This is a genomic window from Kitasatospora sp. McL0602 (assembly GCF_052076145.1).
GTDB lineage: Bacteria > Actinomycetota > Actinomycetes > Streptomycetales > Streptomycetaceae > Kitasatospora.
Genome location: NZ_CP197246.1, coordinates 2,109,429 through 2,125,514, shown reverse-complemented (window position 1 = coordinate 2,125,514; position 16,086 = coordinate 2,109,429). Strand labels below are relative to the sequence as shown.

Genomic DNA, 16,086 nt, shown 5'->3' with positions numbered 1-16,086 from the left:
AAGCCCGGGTCGGGCCCCTCTCGAAGGGGCCCGACCCGGGCTTTCTGCATTCTCGCGGGGCGGCTACTTCACGGGGAGGACCGCCCGCCCCCATTCGCTGTTGGTGAGCGAGGTGGCTGCCCAGTACCAGGCGAACAGGCCGGAGGCCGCGGCGATCCAGGCCGCTGTCTTGGCCAGGCCGCCGTTGCTCGCCAGGGTGGCGGTGGCGTTGAGCAGGAGGGAGAGCGTCAGCAGGCCGTACACGAGCCGGCTGAACAGCCCGGACTGCCAGCTGGCCACGGCCAGGGTGAGAGCGAGCAGGGCCCAGACGAGCAGGAAGAGGCCGGCTGCGTTCTTGCTGCCGCCGCTCGCCGCTGACCAGACGGCCCAGAACACGCCGAGGCTGGTGAAGGCGGTGCCGGTGAACCCGTCCCCGCTGCGCAGCTGCCAGAGGCCTGCGATGAACAGGGCGAGCCCGCCGAGGAGGTGGGCGAGGGAGGCGGCGTCCGCGACCCCGGTGCCGCCGAGGAGGCCGGTGCCGAGGAGGCCGTACGCGAGGAGGGTCAGGCCGAGTGCCAGGTATCCGAGAGGACCCGCGTCGGCTCCTGCGGGTCGGGCGTTCTGCGCCCCGGCTGCTTCGTTGCTCACCGGAGGCTCCTTTCACTGTGATGATGCGGTGCGATGACCTCGACGAAGGCATGGCTTCGCCGCAGTGGGTGGCGCGTGGGATGTGCCGGGGCCAGGGCGCGCGGAACCAGGGTCGGTATCGGCGTGGGTGGCGGCGGCTGAGTGATGAACCGGCAGCTCGACCGCCGGTCGGTGTCCCCTCCCGGGGGATTCCCCGGTGAAAGCGGTCTACCCGCCTCCACCGGCTTGTACCCTTGTGAATCGCACAATTTGTACTGTCATCAGCTGTGGGACGCCGTCGGTGGACGGTTGTTGAACAAGAGTGAGCGTTCGGGTGGCCGAGCTGGTCAACCCCGGCGCTGGGTCGGGACGCGCAGGGTGAGGATCGCCATGTCGTCCGACGGGGGCTCAGGGGCGAAGCGTTCGACGGCTCGTTGGACTCGGGCCGCGACGGCTCCGGCGGTCAGGCCGGTGCAGCCGGTGAGGACCTGGGCGAGGCCGTCGTCGCCGAGCATCCGCAGGCCCTCGCGGCGTTCGGTCACGCCGTCGGTGACGCAGAGCAGCACCTCGCCCGGGAGCAGGATCAACTCCTCGGCAGTCAGCTCCAGTTCGTCCATCACGCCGAGCAGCGGCTGCGGCGAGGCGGCCTGGTCGACCTGGCCGTCGGTGCGCAGGCGCAGCGGCAGCGGGTGTCCGGCGCAGACCAGGGACAGGGCGGTGCTGCCGTCCTCCTGGGGGGTCAGCTCGCCGTAGAGGAGGGTGAGGAAGCGGCTGCGGGTGCCTTCGTCGAGGATGGCGGCGTTCAGTCGGGTGAGCACCTGCGGGGCGCTGAGGCCCTCGCGGGCCAGCAGGCGCAGGGAGTTGCGGGCGAGGCCCGTGACGGAGGCGGCTTCGGGGCCGGTGCCGCAGACGTCGCCGATGGCGAAGCCGTAGGTGCCTTCGCGGATCGGGAAGATGTCGTAGAAGTCGCCGCCGACTTCGTTGCCCTCGCCTGCCGCCTGGTAGAAGACCTCCACCTCGACGCCTGGGATCTTGGGCAACTCGGGTGGCAGCAGGGCGCGTTGGAAGGCCTGGCTGGTGGCTGTCCGCTCCGAGTAGAGCCGGGAGTTGTCGAGTGCGAGGGCGGCCCGGCGGGAGAGGTCCTCGGCGAGTTCGAGGATCTCCTGGCGCAGTCGCTGTCCGGCGCCGACGCCGAGCACCAGGAGTCCGATCACGCGGTTGCGGGCAGCCAGCGGCAGGACGACCGTCTCGCCGAGCAGGCCCGCGAGTTCGGGGCTGTCGGCTTGGCCGGAGGCGCGGGCGGTGTCGACGGGGGCCGTCCAGAAGCGGGCTCCGGGGGCCGGGTCGGTCTCGGGGGCGGGGGTCTTGTCGAGGAGGGCGCGCAGTCCGTCGATCCGGTCCTCGTCCTCGTGCAGGACGAAGGCGAGGTCGGCGCCGGCGCCCTGGTCGCCGGTGGTGTAGACGGCGCACCAGGTTGAGAGGGTGGGGACGGCCATCTGCGCCATCAGGGCGAGGGTCTGCTCGTGTTCCAGGGTGCCGGCGAGCAGGTCGGAGGCCTCGACCAGGAAGGAGAGCGAGCCTCGGCGCAGCCGTTCGAGTTCGGCGAGGCGGGCGCTCTCCAGGGTGAGGGCGATCCGGTCGGCGGCGAACTGGAGGCGCAGCGCGTCCTCGTTGTCGAAGCGGCCGGGGGCGGAGGCGGCGACGCCCAGTGAGCCGGTGAGGCGGCCTTCGACCTTGAGGGGGACGGTGATGAGGGAGCGCAGCCCGGTGCCGATGAGCAGCGGGGCGGCGGTGGGCCGCACGGAGAGGTCCTCGTGGACGGCGGGGAGCCGGGAGTCGTGGCGTCCGGCACCGGATTCGACGGGGATGGGGGTGAGGCGGCGGCCCGCGGTGCTGAGGCCGGTCGAGGCGCGGATCTCGAACTCGGTGTCGTCCTCGGAGGTGAGCATCAGGTAGGAGGCGTCGGCGTCGAGCAGGTCGCGGGCCCGCTCGACGATGCCCTGGAGGAGTTCGCCGAGGTCGTCGGGGGTGGCGGGGCCGACGAGCAGGTCGAGCGGTTCGATGCCGGCGGGCTTCTCGGCGGCGCCGCCGGGGGAGCGCAGGATGCCCTGGTCGGCTTCGCGGACGAGCAGGCAGACGGTGGAGGGGGTGCCTTCGCTGTCGCGTACCCGGACCTGGAGGCCGTACACCTCGATGCTGGTGCCGTCGGCGCGGTGGACGGCGAAGGTGCCTTCCCAGCGGGCCAGTCGGAGGGTGTCGGGGAGGCCGAGGCCGGTGCCGGTGGGCTGCGGCCACTCGGTGAGGTCGGCCCAGGGGAGGCCGAGGACCTGCGGGGCGGTGTGCTGGAAGAGCGCCTGGGCGTCGGCGTTCCAGGCGCGGACGAGCCCGGCTTCGTCGAGTTGGACGACGCCGACCCGTACGGGGCTCTCGGCGTCGGGCAGTTCGCCGCCGGGCAGGCTGGGCAGGGCGTAGCGGGTGCCGGATTCGTGGGCGGGGAGGGCGAGGCGGAACCAGACGGTCTTCTGCCCGGCGGAGTACTCGACGCCCCAGGTGGTGGAGAGGGCGGAGCACATCAGCAGGCCGCGGCCGCCTTCGCCGTCCGGGTCGGCGTACCGCTCGGAGGAGGCGGTGGGGACGTGGGCGAAGGAGGGGATGCCGCGTTCGGGGTGACGGTCGGTCACCTCGATGCGTACGGTCGTCTCCTCGCGCAGGCAGCGGACCTCGGCGGCGGTGCCGGCGTGCACGACGGCGTTGGTGACGAGTTCGCTGACGAGGACGACGGCGTCGTCGACGACTTCGGGCAGGCCCCAGCCGATCAGGGCGTCGCGGACGAAGCCGCGCGCGGCGGCGGCGGACCGGCCGACCGGTTCGAAGGTGGCGGTTGCGCGCGCGGTGACCACGTGCCACTTCTCCCATCAGGTCGGCGTCGACTCTGCTCCGGCCCGGCGTGTTCGTGACGCCTGCGGCCCGGTGCAGCGTTCCACCCTACTTTCCGCTCGGTGCCTCGTGGGGCCGGGGAGCGGAAACAGGCACCAGAGGGTGATTCTGGCCACGAGTTTCCTCCCGGGAGGAATTGACCCTGTGCAAGCGGACGGACACGCGGCGCCCGTGCTGCCAGACTGGGGGGTCCGCGGCACCCGGCCGGGGAAGTACGGTCGAAGTGGTGTCAGCTGCGACACGGAGCGGCACGGAACAGCCACGATCTGGGAGGGCCTCGTTGAGTTCGGCCACCAAGGACGCACCCGTTACGACTCCGGTACCCGCACGGGGTGCCCGGGGGGCAGCCGCCGCCCGGGGCAGCGCGGGGCGCCGCCCGAACCACAACCGGGGCGCCGAGCCGGCCGATCTGCGCAAGCTGCTGGCGGCGTTGACCGCGATGCGGGACGGCAACTTCCGGCGTCGTCTGACGGTGCCGGGGGACGGGCCGCTGGCGGAGATCGCGGCGGTCTTCAACGAGGTCGCGGAGCGCAACCAGCACCTGACCGGTGAACTGGCGCGGGTGCGGCGGGCGGTGGGCCGTGAGGGTCGGCTCTCGGAACGGCTGGAGACGGGCGTCGGCGAGGGCGCCTGGATGGCCGCGGTCGACAACTGCAACGCGCTGATCGACGATCTGGCTCGGCCGATGGCCGAGGTCGGCCGGGTGCTGAGCTCGATCGCGGAGGGCGACCTCGACCAGCGGATGGAGCTGCGCTCCATTCACACCAGCGGGGTGAGCCACCCGCTGCGCGGTGAGTTCCTCAAGGTCGGGCGGACGGTCAACGGGCTGGTCGACCAGCTGTCGGAGTTCACCGACGAGGTGACCCGGGTCGCGATCGAGGTCGGCACCGAGGGCAAGCTCGGCGGTCAGGCCCGGGTGCGCGGCGCGACGGGCAGTTGGAAGGACCTGGCGGATTCGGTCAACACGATGGCCGGGCGGCTGACGGCGCAGGTGCGCAACATCGCCGAGGTGACGACGGCGGTGGCGAAGGGCGATCTCTCGCACAAGGTCACCGTCGATGTCGCGGGCGAGATGCTGGAGTTGAAGAACACCGTCAACACGATGGTGGACCAGCTGAACGGCTTCTCCGCGCAGGTGACGAGAGTCGCCCGTGAGGTGGGCACCGAGGGTCGGCTCGGCGGTCAGGCGCAGGTGCCGGGTGTGGCCGGGGTGTGGCGGGATCTCACCGACTCGGTGAACTTCATGGCCAACAACCTGACGGCGCAGGTGCGCAACATCGCGCAGGTGACGACGGCGGTGGCGAAGGGCGATCTGTCGCAGAAGATCGAGGTCGACGCCCGGGGCGAGATCCTGGAGCTGAAGAACACCGTCAACATCATGGTCGACCAGCTCTCGGGCTTCGCCGAGCAGGTGACGCGGGTCGCCCGCGCGGTCGGTACGGAGGGCATCCTCGGTGGTCAGGCGCAGGTGCCGGGTGTGGCCGGGGTGTGGAAGGACCTGACCGAGAACGTCAACTCGATGGCGAACAACCTGACCAGTCAGGTGCGCAACATCGCGCAGGTCACGACGGCGGTGGCCAAGGGCGATCTGTCGCAGAAGATCCAGGTCGACGCCCGGGGCGAGATCCTGGAGCTGAAGAACACCATCAACACGATGGTCGACCAGCTGGGCGCGTTCGCGGACGAGGTGACCCGGGTCGCCCGGGACGTCGGCACCGAGGGCATCCTCGGTGGTCAGGCCAGCGTGCCCGGGGTCGCCGGGATCTGGAAGGACCTGACCAACAGCGTCAACCTGATGGCGAACAACCTGACCAGTCAGGTCCGCAACATCGCCGAGGTCACCACGGCCGTCGCCCGGGGCGACGTCTCGAAGAAGATCACCGTCGACGCGCGTGGCGAGATCCGCGAGCTGGTGATGACCGTCAACACGATGGTCGACCAGCTGTCGGCGTTCGCCGACGAGGTGACGCGAGTCGCCCGCGAGGTCGGCACCGAGGGGAATCTGGGCGGCCAGGCCCGGGTCAGCGGAGTCTCGGGCATCTGGCGGGATCTGACCGACAACGTCAACTTCATGGCGTCCAACCTGACCAGCCAGGTCCGCAACATCGCCGAGGTCGCCTCGGCGGTGGCGCGCGGCGACCTCTCGAAGAAGATCACCATCGAGGCGCAGGGCGAGGTCGCGGCCCTGGCGGGCACCCTGAACACGATGGTCGACCAGCTGTCGGCCTTCGCCGTCCAGGTGACCAGGGTGGCGCGCGAGGTCGGCACCGACGGCATCCTGGGCGGCCAGGCCGGTGTCCCCGGCGTCGCCGGGATCTGGAAGGACCTCACCGACAACGTCAACCTGATGGCGAACAACCTGACGGGCCAGGTCCGCAACATCGCGCTGGTGATCACCGCCGTCGCCCGGGGTGACCTCTCGCAGAAGATCGACGTCGACGCGCGCGGCGAGATCCTCGACCTCAAGACCAGCATCAACACCATGGTCGACCAGCTCGGCGCCTTCGCCGACGAGGTCACCCGCGTCGCCCGCGAGGTCGGCACCGACGGCCGGCTCGGCGGTCAGGCCCGGGTGCCCGGCGTGGACGGTACCTGGATGGTGCTGACCGAGTCGGTGAACGAGCTGGCCAACAACCTGACCCGGCAGGTCCGCGCGATCGCGCTCGTCGCGACCGCGGTGACCCGGGGCGACCTGAGCTTGCGGATCGACGTGGACGCGTCCGGGGAGCTCGACGAGCTCAAGGACAACATCAACCAGATGATCGCCAACCTTCGCGAGACCACCCGCACCAACCAGGAGCAGGACTGGCTGAAGAGCAACCTGGCCCGGATCTCCGGCCAGCTCCAGGGCCGCCGCGACCTGGAGGCCGTCGCCTCGCTGATCATGGCCGAGCTGACCCCGGTGGTCTCCGCCCAGCACGGCGCGTTCTTCCTCGCCCAGCCCGCCGGGCGGACGGCCGAACCCGTCACCGAGGACGACGACGAGAACGACACCGTGCTGCGCCTGATCGGCAGCTACGGCTACCAGCGCCGCACCATGCCGACCACCTTCCGCCCCGGCGAGGGCCTGGTCGGCCAGGCGGCGGTGGAGAAGCGCTCGATCATCCTGAAGGAGACCCCGCCCGGGTACCTGAAGATCGCCTCCGGCCTCGGCGAGGCCAGCCCCTCGCACGTGGTGGTGCTCCCGGTGCTGTTCGAGGGCCGGCTGCTCGGGGTGATCGAGCTGGCGACCTTCAGCTCCTTCACGACCGTCGCACTCGACTTCCTCAACCAGATCGCCGATCTGATCGGGGTGACCGTCAACACCATCAGCGTCAACACCAAGACCGAGGGCCTGCTGCTCGAGTCGCAGCGGCTCACCGCCGAACTCTCCATGCGATCCGCCGAGTTGGAGGCCCGCCAGGAGGAGCTGGAGCGCACCAACGAGGAGCTCCAGGAGAAGGCCGAGCAGCTCGCCCAGCAGAACCGCGACATCGAGATCAAGAACAGCGAGATCGAGGAGGCCCGGCAGGTCCTGGAGGAGCGCGCCGAGCAGCTCGCCCTCGCCTCGCGCTACAAGAGCGAGTTCCTCGCCAACATGTCGCACGAGCTGCGGACCCCGCTCAACTCGCTGCTGATCCTCGCCAAGCTGCTCTCCGACAACAACGAGGGCAATCTCTCGCCCAAGCAGGTCGAGTTCGCCGAGACGATCCACGGCGCCGGCTCCGACCTGCTCCAGCTGATCAACGACATCCTGGACCTCTCCAAGGTCGAGGCGGGCAAGATGGACGTCCGCCCGGCCAAGATCGCCCTCGTCCAGCTGGTCGACTACGTCGAGGCCGCCTTCCGTCCGCTCACCGCGGACAAGAACCTCGACTTCGCGGTGGTCGTCTCGCCGGAGCTGCCCGTCACCCTGCACACCGACGAGCAGCGCCTCCAGCAGGTGCTGCGCAACCTGCTCTCCAACGCGGTCAAGTTCACCGACGGCGGGGCCGTCGAGCTGCGCATCCGCCCGGCCGAGGGCGGCGTGCCGCAGCACGTCCGCGAGCAGCTGCTGGAGAGCGGCACCAGCACCGACCCGGACGAGCCGCTGATCGCCTTCTCGGTCTCCGACACCGGCATCGGCATCCCCGCCAACAAGATCCGGGAGATCTTCGAGGCGTTCAAGCAGGCCGACGGCGGCACCAGCCGCAAGTACGCCGGCACCGGCCTCGGGCTCTCGATCAGCCGCGAGATCGCCCGGCTGCTCGGCGGCGAGATCCACGCCGAGAGCGAGCTCGGCCGCGGCTCGACCTTCACCCTCTACCTGCCGCTGCGCAGCGAGGCGCCGGGTGTGGTGACGCTGGAGCGCCCCTCGGGGCCGCCGCTTCGGGCCGTGGTCGCGGTGACGCCGATGGGCACCCCCGTGCCGGTGGGGGAGAACCCGGCGGAGCACTGGGCCCAGGAGGTCCGCGAGCTGGCCCAGGAGCGCCGCCGGGACGCCGCCGAGCGCCGCCGCTCGGCGGTGGAGCCCGCCGCCCGCCCCGTCACCGCGGACCTGCCGCCCGCCGAGTTCCAGGGCCGGTTCAACGGTGAGCAGGTGCTGATCGTCGACGACGACGTCCGGAACGTCTTCGCGCTCACCAGCGTGCTGGAGCAGTACGGCCTGACGGTGCTGTACGCGGAGAACGGCCGTGAGGGCATCGAGGTGCTGGAGCAGCACGAGGACGTGGCGCTGGTGCTGATGGACATCATGATGCCGGAGATGGACGGCTACGCGACGACGGAGGCGATCCGGCGGATGCCGCAGTTCGCCGGTCTGCCGATCATCGCGCTGACCGCGAAGGCGATGAAGGGCGACAAGGAGAAGAGCCTGGCGGCCGGGGCCACCGACCACGTCACCAAGCCCGTGGAGACCGACCACCTGCTGGCCGTCATGCGGCACTGGCTGCCCGCGAGGTAGTGCCCGCGAGGTGGTGGCAGGGGGCGCCGGAGGGCGCCAGGGGGCGCGCGGGGAGCCCGCGCGCCCGCGCGTCCGGCGCCCGTCCCGCTCCGGGGTGCGTTGCCCCGGCCGCCGGGAACCCGGTAAGGTCACCCATCGTTGTTGACGGTGAGCGTTCGGTGACTATCGCCCATCGCGACACGGCGGGGGAGGGGGTGCGGCTAGCATGACCGGGGCAGTGATGGGTGGTGCGCGAGCGCCTTCCCTCGGAAGACAACCGGCAGGAGGGCGGGTCGTGGTGCAGAAGGCGAAGATCCTCCTGGTGGACGACCGGCCGGAGAACCTGCTGGCGCTGGAGGCGATCCTCTCCGCGCTGGACCAGACCCTGGTCAGGGCCGCGTCCGGTGAGGAGGCGCTCAAGGCGCTGCTCACCGACGACTTCGCGGTGATCCTGCTCGACGTCCAGATGCCGGGCATGGACGGCTTCGAGACGGCCTCCCACATCAAGCGCCGCGAGCGCACCCGGGACATCCCGATCATCTTCCTGACCGCCATCAACCACGGCCCGCACCACACCTTCCGGGGCTACGCGGCCGGCGCGGTGGACTACATCTCCAAGCCCTTCGACCCGTGGGTGCTGCGCGCCAAGGTCTCCGTCTTCGTCGACCTGTACATGAAGAACTGTCAGCTCAAGGAGCAGGCCGCGCTGCTGCGCCTCCAGCTCGAGGCCGATGAGCAGCCCCCGCTCGGCGGCGCCCTGCTCGGTGAGCTGTCGGCCCGCGTCGCCGCGGTGGAGGAGCAGGCCGAGTCCCTCGCCAAGCAGCTCGACGGCACGCCGGAGCCTGCCCTGGCGACGACGGTGCAGCACCTCGAACGCCGGCTCGCCGCCCTGCGGCAGGCCATCGAGGCGCTCCGGCCCGGCTCGCACTGACCCGGTGACCCCAAAGGGGTGATGCGCGGTCAGCCGGCGGCGTGTCGGCGACACGTGTTCGGGGGCGTGTCGGGCCGGGGTGGGCGCCGGTAGGCTGCTGACCCATGGCCACTCGTACGCCCGGAAGCGCTGCACGCAACCCGAAACCCGGGCCGGCCAAGCGGGCCCCGGCCGCCAAGAAGGCCCCCGCGAAGAAGGCTGCGGCACCCGCTCCCGCGAAGAGGGCTCCGGCGAAGAAGACCGCCGCCCGGCCGCCCGCCGCTCCACCGGCGCCCGCACGGCAGCCGATGCTCTACCGCGCGGTGCGGGCCGTCTGGCTCGGTCTCGCGCACAGTGTGGGGGCGCTCTTCCGGGGGTTCGGTGACGGCGCGAAGGGTCTGCACCCGGCGCACCGCAAGGACGGCGTGGGGCTGCTGCTGCTCGCGCTGGCCCTGGTGACGGCGGCGGGCACCTGGTTCGCGCCGCAGGGCTGGCTGGGGGAGGCGGCGACGAACGTCGTCTCCGGGCTGTTCGGGCGGCTCGACGTGCTGGTGCCGTTCCTGCTCGGCGGCGTCGCCGTGCGGCTGATGCGCCACCCGGAGCTGCCGGAGGCCAACGGCAGGATCGCGGTGGGCCTGAGCGCGCTGGTGATCGGCGTGCTGGGCCTGGTGCACATCGGCTGCGGCGCCCCGGTGATGGGCAGCGGCGCGACGCGGATACGGGAGGCGGGCGGGATCGTCGGCTGGGCCGTGTCCACGCCGATGATGGCGGCGGCCGGCCCGCCGCTCGCGGTGCCGCTGCTCCTGCTGCTTGCCTTCTTCGGCCTGCTGGTCGTCACCGCGACGCCGGTCAACCGCATCCCGGAGCGGCTGCGCCTGGTCGGCGAGAAGCTCGGCGTGGTCGAGCCCGCGTACCACGAGGAGGAGTACGAGGCCGAGCGCGAGTACTCGACCGAGCCGCCGGAGGACGCCGACCCGTCCGCGCTGCCGATCACCGTCGAGGGGTCGCCGGACGACGAGATCGCGGCCCGCCGCAGGCGCCGCCGCAAGAAGGTGGACGAGCCCGAGCTGGCCTCGGCGGTGCCCGACATGTTCGTCAAGTCGATGCCCGAGGACCCGTACCGGACCAGGGACATCGCGGCGGGCGTCGCCGCCGACCTGGACGGTGCGCTGCTCTACGGCGTGCCCGCCTCGCCCGCCGTGGCGAGCATGATGCACCAGGTGCAGGACCGGACGGCGCCGCCCGAGGAGGCCGCCGTCCCGGGCGCCCGGACGGGCCCCGGGGCGCCTGAGGAGCACACCCCGGCCCCGGCCAGGATGGAGCAGCTCCAGCTCTCCGGCGACATCACCTACGCCCTGCCCCCGCTCGACCTGCTGGAGCGCGGTGGCCCGGGGAAGACCCGCAGTGCGCTCAACGACGAGGTGGTCGCCCAGCTGTCGGGAGTCTTCTCCGAGTTCAAGGTGGACGCCCGCGTCACCGGCTTCACCCGGGGCCCGACGGTCACCCGCTACGAGGTCGAGCTCGGCCCGGCCGTCAAGGTCGAGCGGATCACCGCGCTGGCGAAGAACATCGCCTACGCGGTGGCCAGCCCGGACGTGCGGATCATCAGCCCGATCCCCGGCAAGTCGGCGGTCGGCGTGGAGATCCCGAACAAGGACCGCGAGATGGTCAACCTCGGCGACCTGCTGCGCTCGCGCACCGCCGCCGAGGACGCCCACCCGATGCTGGTCGGCATGGGCAAGGACGTCGAGGGTCACACCGTGATGGCCAACCTCGCCAAGATGCCGCACATCCTGGTCGCGGGCGCGACCGGCGCGGGCAAGTCCTCCTGCATCAACTGCCTGATCACCTCCGTCCTGGCGCGGGCCACCCCGGACGAGGTGCGGATGGTGCTGGTCGACCCCAAGCGGGTCGAGCTGACGGCCTACGAGGGCATCCCGCACCTGATCACGCCGATCATCACCAACCCGAAGAAGGCCGCCGAGGCGCTGCAGTGGGTGGTCCGCGAGATGGACCTGCGCTACGACGACCTGGCCGCCTTCGGCTTCCGGCACGTGGACGACTTCAACGCGGCCGTGAAGTCGGGCAAGCTCACCCCGCCGCTCGGCAGTCAGCGCGAGCTGAAGCCCTACCCGTACCTGCTGGTGATCGTCGACGAGCTGGCCGACCTGATGATGGTCGCGCCGCGCGACGTCGAGGACTCGGTGGTCCGGATCACCCAGCTGGCCCGCGCCGCCGGCATCCACCTGGTGCTCGCCACCCAGCGGCCCTCGGTGGACGTCGTGACCGGCCTGATCAAGGCGAACGTGCCCTCCAGGCTGGCCTTCGCGACCTCGGCGATGACCGACTCGCGGGTCATCCTGGACCAGCCCGGTGCGGAGAAGCTGATCGGCAAGGGCGACGCGCTCTTCCTGCCGATGGGCGCGGGCAAGCCCGTCCGGATGCAGGGCGCCTTCGTCACCGAGGCGGAGATCGCCAAGATCGTCCAGCACTGCAAGGACCAGCTGACGGCCACCTACCGCGACGACGTCACGGTGGGCAGCGGGCCCAGGAAGGAGATCGACGAGGAGATCGGCGACGACCTCGACCTGCTGATCCAGGCGGCCGAGCTGGTGGTCTCCACCCAGTTCGGCTCGACCTCGATGCTCCAGCGCAAGCTCCGGGTCGGCTTCGCGAAGGCGGGCCGGCTGATGGACCTGATGGAGTCGCGGGGCATCGTCGGCCCCAGCGAGGGCTCCAAGGCCCGTGACGTGCTCGTCACGCCGGAGGAGCTGGACGGGGTCATCCTCACCATCCGGGGGTGACCACAGGCCGGTCTCACTCGTTCGGACGATGGGACGTGCGGGAACCGGGCGACCGGTCCGCACGTCCCACCCAGGCGGGGAGCTGACCGCGCGTCAGGACGGACGTGCCCGTTCGGGCCCGCTCCGCTTGAGAAAGGCCCGGACCCCGCCCCTAGACTGTCTTCTCAGCAGGTGGCCAACGCTCGAAAGGCGCGCCCAGTGACCATCGGCAAGTCCCCCGACCGAGACAACCGCCGATCCCCCGTCCGTCGATCCCCGGTCGGCCAGGCCGGCGCCGTGCCGGAGCAGCCGGGCCAACCCGGGCCGGCTGCCGACAGCATCGGCACCGTGCTCTCCGCCGCCCGGCTCCGGGCCGGGCTGACGGTCGACCAGGTGAGTACCAGCACCCGTGTCCGGGTGCCGATCGTGCACGGCATCGAGGAGGACGACTTCGGTCGTTGCGGCGGCGACTTCTACGCCCGGGGTCACATCCGTGCGATCGCCCGTGCGGTCGGCGTCGACGGCGAGGCGCTGGTCGCCCAGTACGACGCCGCGCACGGCGGTGCCCCCTCGGCGCAGCGCCCGACCCAGCTGCTCGACACCGGGCCGATCAAGATCACCGATCACCGCCGCCCGAACTGGACGACGCCGATGGTGGTCGCGATCGCCGTCGTCGTCGCCGTGATCGGCTTCAACCTCTTCTCCAGCAGCCCCGGCACGTCCACCGCCGGGGTCGCCAGCACCCCGCTGAAGAGCAGCGCCGCCCCGGTCGTCCCGTCCGTCCAGCCGCCCGCCCCGGCCCCGAGCATCGCCGCGATCGCGGCCGCCCCGGCCGACAAGGTCACCGTCAAGCTCGTCGCCGAGAAGGACACCAGCTGGGTGTCGGCGCTGGACAGCCAGGGCAAGTCGCTCTTCCAGAACAACCTCGACCAGGGCAAGGACCAGACCTTCACGGACCCGAAGCAGGTCAAGCTGGTGATTGGGAACGCGGGTGCCGTGCACGTGTACGTCAACGGCAAGGACCTGGGTGCGGCGGGTGAGGACGGCCAGGTGGTGCACCTCACGTACACCCCCGGCGACCCGCAGGCAGGCTGAACGCGCGGGGTGAAGATCTTGCAAAACGAGGCGCGTGGCCTCCGGGGCGAACGGCACCGGGGGCCGCGCGTTAATCTTGGCGTTATGCCTGAACGCCGTACAGTCGCCCTTGTCACGCTCGGATGCGCCCGCAACGAGGTGGACTCCGAGGAACTCGCCGGGCGTCTGGAGGCCGACGGCTGGCTGTTGGTCGACGACGCCGCCGACGCAGACGTTGCCGTCGTCAACACCTGTGGCTTCGTCGAAGCCGCCAAGAAGGACTCCGTGGACGCCCTGCTGGAGGCCAACGACCTCAAGGGTCACGGCCGCACGCAGGCCGTCGTCGCCGTCGGCTGCATGGCCGAGCGGTACGGCAAGGAGCTCCAGGACGCCCTGCCCGAGGCCGACGCGGTGCTCGGCTTCGACGACTACGCCAACATCACCGAACGCCTCCAGACCATCCTCTCCGGTGGGCACCACGCCTCCCACCTCCCGCGCGACCGCCGCAAGCTGCTGCCGCTCACCCCGGTCGAGCGGCAGGCCGCCGCAGCCGCCGTCGCGCTGCCCGGCCACGGCGCCCCGGAGGACCTCCCCGAGGGCGTCGCGCCCGCCTCCGGCCCGCGCACGCTGCGCAAGCGCCTCGACGACAACCCCGTCGCCTCGATCAAGCTCGCCTCCGGCTGCGACCGCCGCTGCTCCTTCTGCGCCATCCCCGCCTTCCGTGGCTCGTTCATCTCCCGCCGCCCCTCCGACGTGCTGCACGAGGCCCAGTGGCTGGCCGAGCAGGGCGTCCGGGAGGTCGTGCTGGTCAGCGAGAACAACACCTCGTACGGCAAGGACCTCGGTGACATCCGCCTGCTGGAGACGCTGCTGAGCGAGATCGCGGCCGTCGAGGGCATCGAGCGCGTCCGGGTCAGCTACCTCCAGCCCGCCGAGATGCGGCCGGGCCTGATCGACGTGATGACCGGCACCCCCGGGGTCGTGCCGTACTTCGACCTGTCCTTCCAGCACTCCGCGCCCGCCGTGCTGCGGCGGATGCGGCGCTTCGGCAACACCGAGCAGTTCCTGGAGCTGCTCGGCACCATCCGGGGCAAGGCGCCGGAGGCCGGGGCCCGCTCGAACTTCATCGTCGGCTTCCCCGGTGAGACCGAGGCGGACTTCGCCGAGCTGGAACGGTTCATCACCGAGGCCGGGCTCGACGCGATCGGCGTCTTCGGGTACTCCGACGAGGACGGCACCGAGGCGGCCGGCTTCGACGGCAAGCTGCCGCAGGACACCGTCGACGAGCGCCTCGCCAAGCTCTCCCGGCTCGCCGAGGAGCTGACCGCGCAGCGCGCCGAGCAGCGGATCGGCAGCGAGGTCGAGGTGCTGGTCGAGTCCGTGGAGGACGGTGTGGTCGAGGGCCGGGCCGCCCACCAGGCGCCCGAGACCGACGGCCTGACCACCCTGCTGGGCCTCGACGACGCGGTGATCGGCCGGTACTACCGGGCCCGCGTGGTCGGCACCGAGGGCGTCGACCTCGTGGCCGAGGTGCTCGGGAGCACCGAGATCACCGAGATCGCCGAGATCACCGGGGGTACCGACAACACGGATGTGGTCGGGGGCGGGGAATGACCAAGGGGCCTGGCGCCCCGGCGGCGGCCCGCCCCGGCAGACCGGGCGCGGCGGTGCCGCCGCAGGCCGGCATCTGGAACATCGCCAACATGCTGACGATGCTCCGGCTGCTCCTGGTACCGGTCTTCGTGCTGCTGCTCTTCGCGGACGGCGGGCACGACCCCAAGTGGCGTTCGGTGGCCTGGGCCTCCTTCGCCATCGCGATGATCACCGACGTGTTCGACGGCGAGATCGCCCGCCGCAAGGGCCTGGTCACCGACTTCGGCAAGATCGCCGACCCTATCGCCGACAAGGCGATCATGGGCGCGGCGCTGGTCGGGCTCTCCGTCCTCGGCGACCTGCCGTGGTGGGTCACCGTGGTCATCCTGGCCCGCGAGCTCGGCATCACCCTGCTGCGCTTCTGGGTGATCCGCTTCGGCGTCATCCCGGCCAGTCGGGGCGGCAAGCTGAAGACGCTCACCCAGGGCATCGCGGTCGGCATGTACGTGCTGGAGCTGACCGGCTGGCTGGCCACCGGGCGGGCCGTCCTGATGGGCCTCGCCGTGCTGCTCACCGTCGGCACCGGGCTCGACTACGTCGGCCAGGCCCTGCGGCTGCGCCGCGAGGGCCTGGCGAAGGCCCGGGAGGGGCGTTGACCGAGGCGGCCGAGACAGCTGAGGCGGCCGAGGCGGCAGAGCTGGCCGAGCTGGCCGCGGAGGTGCACGCCGCGCTGCGCGAGCGCGGGGCCACCCTGGCCGTCGCCGAGTCGCTGACCGGGGGGATGCTGGCCGCCGCGTTGGTCGACGTACCGGGCGCCTCGGCGACCTTCCGGGGCTCCGTCACCGCCTATGCCACCGACGTGAAGGCCTCCGTCCTGGGCGTGGACGAGGGCCTGTTGGCCGTCCGGGGCGCCGTCGACCCGGTGGTGGTCCGTCAGATGGCCGCCGGTGTGCGGCGGCTGCTCGGCGCCACCTACGGCCTCGCCACCACCGGCGTCGCCGGGCCCGACCCGCAGGACGGCAACCCCGTCGGCACGGTCCACCTCGGGGTGGCCGGGCCGGAGGGAAGCCTGGTGGTGTCACCGGTGTTGTCAGGGGCCCGTGGGACAGTACGGCGGGCAGCGGTCAGCGGGGCGCTGGAGTTGTTGCTCGCTCAGCTCGCGCAGCCGCAGGGTGGGCAGAGTTGAGCTTTTCCCGCTGAGTTTTCCTGAATTTGGAGCTGAACTCACCACCTCGGCAGGAGGATGGTGTTACACCGGACGGCCTGGCTGGGCAGAATCCAGC

The 16,086-nt window shown here is 71.5% G+C and carries 9 protein-coding genes; 7 read left to right on the top strand and 2 right to left on the bottom strand.

All coding sequences use genetic code 11. The features are described 5' to 3' along the window. Positions 1-63 precede the first annotated feature (63 nt). Both ACR68M_RS09650 and ACR68M_RS09645 read right to left on the bottom strand, forming a co-directional pair. A complete protein-coding gene (locus tag ACR68M_RS09650) occupies positions 64-627 on the bottom strand; it encodes an acetate uptake transporter (RefSeq protein ID WP_441250032.1) in 564 nt (187 codons plus the stop codon). Positions 628-953: 326 nt separating this feature from the next. Continuing rightward, positions 954-3,506 carry a SpoIIE family protein phosphatase gene (locus ACR68M_RS09645; RefSeq protein WP_441250031.1) on the bottom strand — a complete coding sequence of 851 codons (2,553 nt, stop codon included), beginning with the start codon at positions 3,504-3,506 and terminating at the stop codon, positions 954-956. Positions 3,507-3,982: 476 nt separating this feature from the next. Here ACR68M_RS09645 and ACR68M_RS09640 point away from each other — a divergent pair, with 476 nt between their 5' ends. The 7 genes from ACR68M_RS09640 (at position 3,983) to ACR68M_RS09610 (ending at position 15,989) form a co-directional block, all read left to right on the top strand. Continuing rightward, positions 3,983-8,464 carry a HAMP domain-containing protein gene (locus ACR68M_RS09640; RefSeq protein ID WP_441251563.1) on the top strand — a complete coding sequence of 1,494 codons (4,482 nt, stop codon included), beginning with the start codon at positions 3,983-3,985 and terminating at the stop codon, positions 8,462-8,464. 274 nt (positions 8,465-8,738) lie between these two features. Then, complete coding sequence (locus ACR68M_RS09635) at positions 8,739-9,374, top strand: response regulator (RefSeq protein WP_441250030.1); 636 nt, start codon at positions 8,739-8,741, stop codon at positions 9,372-9,374. A gap of 104 nt (positions 9,375-9,478) precedes the next feature. Continuing rightward, complete coding sequence (locus ACR68M_RS09630) at positions 9,479-12,157, top strand: DNA translocase FtsK (protein ID WP_441250029.1); 2,679 nt, start codon at positions 9,479-9,481, stop codon at positions 12,155-12,157. 198 nt (positions 12,158-12,355) lie between these two features. Beyond that, positions 12,356-13,231 carry a helix-turn-helix domain-containing protein gene (locus ACR68M_RS09625; protein ID WP_441250028.1) on the top strand — a complete coding sequence of 292 codons (876 nt, stop codon included), beginning with the start codon at positions 12,356-12,358 and terminating at the stop codon, positions 13,229-13,231. A gap of 84 nt (positions 13,232-13,315) precedes the next feature. Beyond that, complete coding sequence (gene rimO, locus ACR68M_RS09620) at positions 13,316-14,824, top strand: 30S ribosomal protein S12 methylthiotransferase RimO (protein WP_441250027.1); 1,509 nt, start codon at positions 13,316-13,318, stop codon at positions 14,822-14,824. Beyond that, positions 14,821-15,459, top strand: coding sequence for a CDP-diacylglycerol--glycerol-3-phosphate 3-phosphatidyltransferase (gene pgsA / locus ACR68M_RS09615; RefSeq protein WP_441250026.1), 639 nt, complete (start codon positions 14,821-14,823; stop codon positions 15,457-15,459). Before rimO ends, pgsA begins: the two co-directional genes overlap by 4 nt. After that, on the top strand, positions 15,456-15,989 hold the full coding sequence (locus tag ACR68M_RS09610) for a CinA family protein (RefSeq protein ID WP_441250025.1): 534 nt from the start codon (positions 15,456-15,458) through the stop codon (positions 15,987-15,989). The genes pgsA and ACR68M_RS09610 overlap by 4 nt, the downstream gene beginning before the upstream one ends. The last annotated feature ends 97 nt before the right edge of the window (positions 15,990-16,086 follow it).